The following is a 4,467-nucleotide window of genomic DNA, read 5'->3' as shown; positions in this document are numbered from 1 at the left end:
GCCTTTCGACTTCAAAAATTTTTTAAAGCAGTCGCTTTGTTTGTCGGGGTAGAGCTCGGTATTTATCCCTTTGGCTTCGGCTTCGTCCAGAAGCTTTTGCGCTTTTGCGCTGTATGGAAAAGATAGATCGATAGGATTGCTTGATTTTAGATAGACTTTATAAATTTTACCGTGTTCTCTAAATTCATTCGCGATCTCTTTTTCCTGCGAAAACCAAAACCCATATCCGCTCTTATCAAACTCGCCTTTAAACTCCGTGATGTCTTTTGCGGAGCTGCCGTGATAAAACACTTTCGGGCTTCCGTCCGCGTTCTTGGTAATAGGCGCGCTGTGCTCGTGCCAATTTTGCAAATTTGCGTCATATCTGACCTTTGGGTTTTCAAATTCCATGGGCTTTTTAAGATTTCTGTCAGAGTAAAAGGTTATAATGTCCTCAAAGTCCGCAGGTCGAGGTAATTCGGCCGTGTAAGGCGTCCCTGCGGACTTGTTACTTGCTACGAGCCTAAATCTCACCCCCTTGTCATCTTGCCATTCATAAACTCTAGCATTGCGTTTATTTATAAAAGGCTCTTTATACCTTTCTAAATATTTACGCATGCTCTCGCCTAAATCTAAAAGCTCTTTTTTACTTACATATCCTTCGCTGCCCTCATCGTTAAGGTGTCTTATTTTTATATGCTTTGCCCCCTCGCTTCTATCGCCCCTCGCATATCTTAAAGCTCCCTCTATTTGATCTAGGTCTTGCCTTACGTAGGTTGCTATTTTATTATTATAGGTCACATTGTAGATGCCGCGCTTTTCTTTTTGCCCCGCATCCTTTGCAAGTATCGCCCCGGACGGAGCGTCGCTTTGCATCTTTACGACCTTTACGTCCTTTAACTCGGGATAAGCCTTAAATAGCTCATCGTGCTTTAGCAGATCACCTAGCTTGCCGCCGCTTTGAAATTTAGGGTTTAATTTGGCGTCGCCGTCGCCGATCTCAAATTTCCAAGCGCCGTCTTTGTCCCGAAACCAGCCCGTATCTCGCCAAATTTCTAGCTCATTTTTTCCCTCTTTCGCCATAGCCTGCGCTTTGCTTAACTTATCCGCCCGCACGGGGGTATATTTCAGCTCGGCGTAGGCTTTCTCTCCTGCGAAAATTTGAGGCTCAAAATCAAGCCCCGTCTTGTTTGCGACTTTGGTCTTGGCAAATTCTGCGGCATTAAAAAGCGTCGTTTTGGCGCGAGATTTGATCTCATCGCCTAGAGCCTGCGCGAAAAGATCGGGGCGATCTGCCGCCATTGTAGGATAGGTTTTCGCCTGCTTTGCGGCGTATGCTTTCATACTTGCGCGGAAACCCTTTCGGATCACCGCGACGCCGCCGAGCCCGCCGATGAAGCCCACCGCAAATCTCTCGGGGCTAAATTTACCCTCCTCGTCGGTAGCGTTGAGCGCGCCGCCGCTAAGCCCTCCCGCAAGATGAGAGGTAAGATTAACGTTTACGAAGCCCTTTTTCATATCCTCGTCAAGCTTTGCGCCTTGCGGGGCGGAGCCCGCGCCCTCTTTTGCCGCAAGATCGCCGCTGCGCGCCTCGCTCTTTAGCGCTGCGCCGCCTTGATCTGCCGCATCTTGTGCTGAAACCACTCGCTGTTTTGAAGCTGCGGCATCAGCTGCGCTATCGCCTGAAGCGGCCCCGTATCGTCCCACGAGCTCATCGCCCGCGGCATTTTTTGCATCCTCGCCGCCGAGTATAGCAGTAGATCCGCGCTGCGATGATACCTGCGCATCGCCTCCCGGTCCCCGCTCCGCTCGGCTTGGAGTATCGCCGAGATCAGAAACGCCCTTTGATATTCGCTCATCTTTTCTGCCAGCGCCTGCGCCGTTTGTGTGGACTCCACGCTCCGCTGCGTCGCTTGCGTTTGCTTTGCCATTTCGTGCTCTCCTTATCTTTCCGTCTTTGATGATCCAATCTTTCATTTGATTGTTTACGATGTCGTCGTATTCGGCTTTTGCGACTTTGGCGTCGATATAATTTTTTAGAAATTTTATATTTCCGTCGTCGTATGCCTGCATCGCCGCAGCCTGCACGTCTGGAGCAAAGCCTTTGCTCGCCAAGCGCGCGCCGTATTGCTCGGTGGTGTAGGGGTGAGCTTTGATGTCGTTTTCCACCCGCCAGATGAAATTTTGCCCGGCATACATAGGATCGACGTCCGCGCCGTCGTTGTAGGCGCGGGTATATCGAAGCTCCGCTTCGCTGGGCTTTATGCGGGAGTTTAGAAGCTCTCTTTGCGCTCGCGCGGAGAGGGTAGGATTTTCCTTTGCGATTTTTTCAGCCTCTCTTTGAATAGCAGCAAAGCGCTCTATGCCGTCCGTCCTCATCTGGGCTAGCTCCTCCGCGCGATCGGCGACGTGTCTTTGATACTCTCTAGCCCACTCAAGGCGGTTTGCGCGCTCATAAAGCTCGTCCGCTTTTTTAAACGCGCTCTCGCTCAAATGCGCCGAGCGGCTCGCACCGCGGTCAAGCTCGCCCAAAATTTCATCTGCGGCATCATCCGCGACGTTTTGGGTTTTGAGATACTGCCTTACCTGTTCGCGAGGCTCAAAATTTGATTGCGCCCCGCTCGCGACTTCGGCATTCTGTGCGCCCTGCGCCGCAGGGGACGGGGGCGATTTGATCTCCTGCGCTCCGTACGCGGCTTTGATCTCTTGCGCACCCTGCGGGGCGGAGCCTGCGCCCTCTTTTTGCGCGCCTCCCAGCCCGTCCAGAGCGTCATCGAGCGCCGCCGCATCATCCGCCGCACGTGCCGCCCCCTCTGCGCCGTCTGCGGCTTTTGACGTGCCGCGCAGATCCTCCGCAAGGTTTGAGACGTTGCTTACTTTGCCGCGCGAAAGGGCGCTAAAAAGCGCATTGGCTCCGCCCATCACCAGGCCGCTTAAAAGATCGTCTCCGAGTCGCTGCCCGGTGGAAATTTTATCATCCCCCGCGTTTCTTAGCTCGTTCATTCCTACGCCCAGGGCGAAGCCCGTGCCCGCGCTTTTTGCGATATTTGCGACCTTGGCGCCCTTGGTGAATATCCCCGCCGGCGCGACGTTTAAAGGATCAATCAGCGCTTCGCCGAGCATTCCCCACTCTTTGTTGTTTTCGGCGATGATCTTATCAAGCTCCTTTACGTTATCGTCGAAAAATTTGCGGTTTTCCCCAAAAAACTGCTTCGCGTCCTCGGATCCCACGGCGCCCGCGATCTTTTCGCCCGCGTAGTTTACGGCGCGGCCAAATTGATTTGGGAGCTTGCCGGCTCCCGCGAAAAACGCAAAGTCCTTGTCAAGGCTATCGGCGGTGAGTCCGTTTTGTTTTATGTCCGCCGCCTTACCCGTGATCTTAGGGCCTAGGGTTAGGGGGTTGAGCCTGTTTACCAGCCGTCCGGCGCGGCTTGCGATGTCGATCTTATCGGGGTTGAGTTCTCGCCACCTCTGATCCGCATCATCTACCGCTTTTTCGTCGGCGCTGGTATCAAAAACGTTTCTAAGAAACCTATCCGATGCGCTTGCCGTAGCCTCGTCATTGAGCTTTTTGGCATTATCTGCGTCGAGCTTCTGGGCTATCGCCATCTTTGCGATGTCCTCTCGCACTCCGCTGTCCGCAAGCTCTTTCTTTTTCGCCTCGTATTGTTCCTTTGCAATAGCTTTGATATATTCGGGGCTGTAGCCCTTGCTTTCAAGCTCGGCGATCCGCTCGTTGCCCAAAAAATCTCTTGCAGTCATCAGTTTGCTCCATCGTCCATATCGCTATCAAGCACGGAGCTAAATTTAGCGTTCGGATTTTTCTTTTTCCACTCGATCGCTTGATCCACTTTCGCCTTTGCGTCGGTAAGGTTTACCCCCTGATTCATCAGCGCTTTAATATTTTCGCGGCGATTTTGAGGATCACCGAGCTCATCCATCTGGCGAGCCTCGCGCTGCTTATCGATATTTACCTTTTCCATAAGCCAAGGATCGGTATAATAGTTTCCTTTGTCGTCCCAGCTTACGTGTCCGCTGTCGCCGTATTGCTCGACAAATTTGGAATCCACCGGGATATTTTTCTTGAAAATATCGACCTTGTTCTCTTTAAAGTTTTTCTCGAGATTATTTCCCCATTTTGCGAGCTCCTCATCGGTATAGCCCGCGCTTTCTTTTGGATAGAGTTTACGGAGATACGCGACATTGTCCGCAGTCTGCTGCGCCTTGGCTGCGGCTTCTGCCTCCTCTTTGATGCGCTTCCGTCCTTGCTCGGTGTATTCGGCATTAAGCTTGGCAACTCCCAGCCTGTAATCCCTATCGTCTTTAAAGATCGTATGATCGAGCTTTTTTCTGTCAAGCTCGTAACTCCTGTCGCCTTTGAGTATGTCGTAATTAAGCTCCTTTTCTTTCAGCCCATAATTTTTGGTATCCATATTTTTAAGCCAATCAAATTTATCGGACTCCATCTTTTCCGCTCGCGCTTGGCGC

General features: G+C 51.8%; 2 protein-coding genes. Both read right to left on the bottom strand.

All coding sequences use genetic code 11. The features are described 5' to 3' along the window. Positions 1–3,741 (bottom strand): LPD23 domain-containing protein (locus Q0135_RS02115; RefSeq protein ID WP_367272137.1); only part of this gene is annotated, 3,741 nt, incomplete at its 3' end. Beyond that, positions 3,741–4,467, bottom strand: a 727-nt coding sequence (locus Q0135_RS02110) for a hypothetical protein (RefSeq protein WP_297987874.1), incomplete at its 5' end; no start/stop codon positions are given. The genes Q0135_RS02115 and Q0135_RS02110, both read right to left, overlap by 1 nt.

The organism is uncultured Campylobacter sp. (assembly GCF_937981295.1).
Taxonomy (GTDB): domain Bacteria; phylum Campylobacterota; class Campylobacteria; order Campylobacterales; family Campylobacteraceae; genus Campylobacter_B.
The sequence above is the reverse complement of the archived record's forward strand: the minus strand, read 5'-3'. Positions and strand labels throughout refer to the sequence as shown.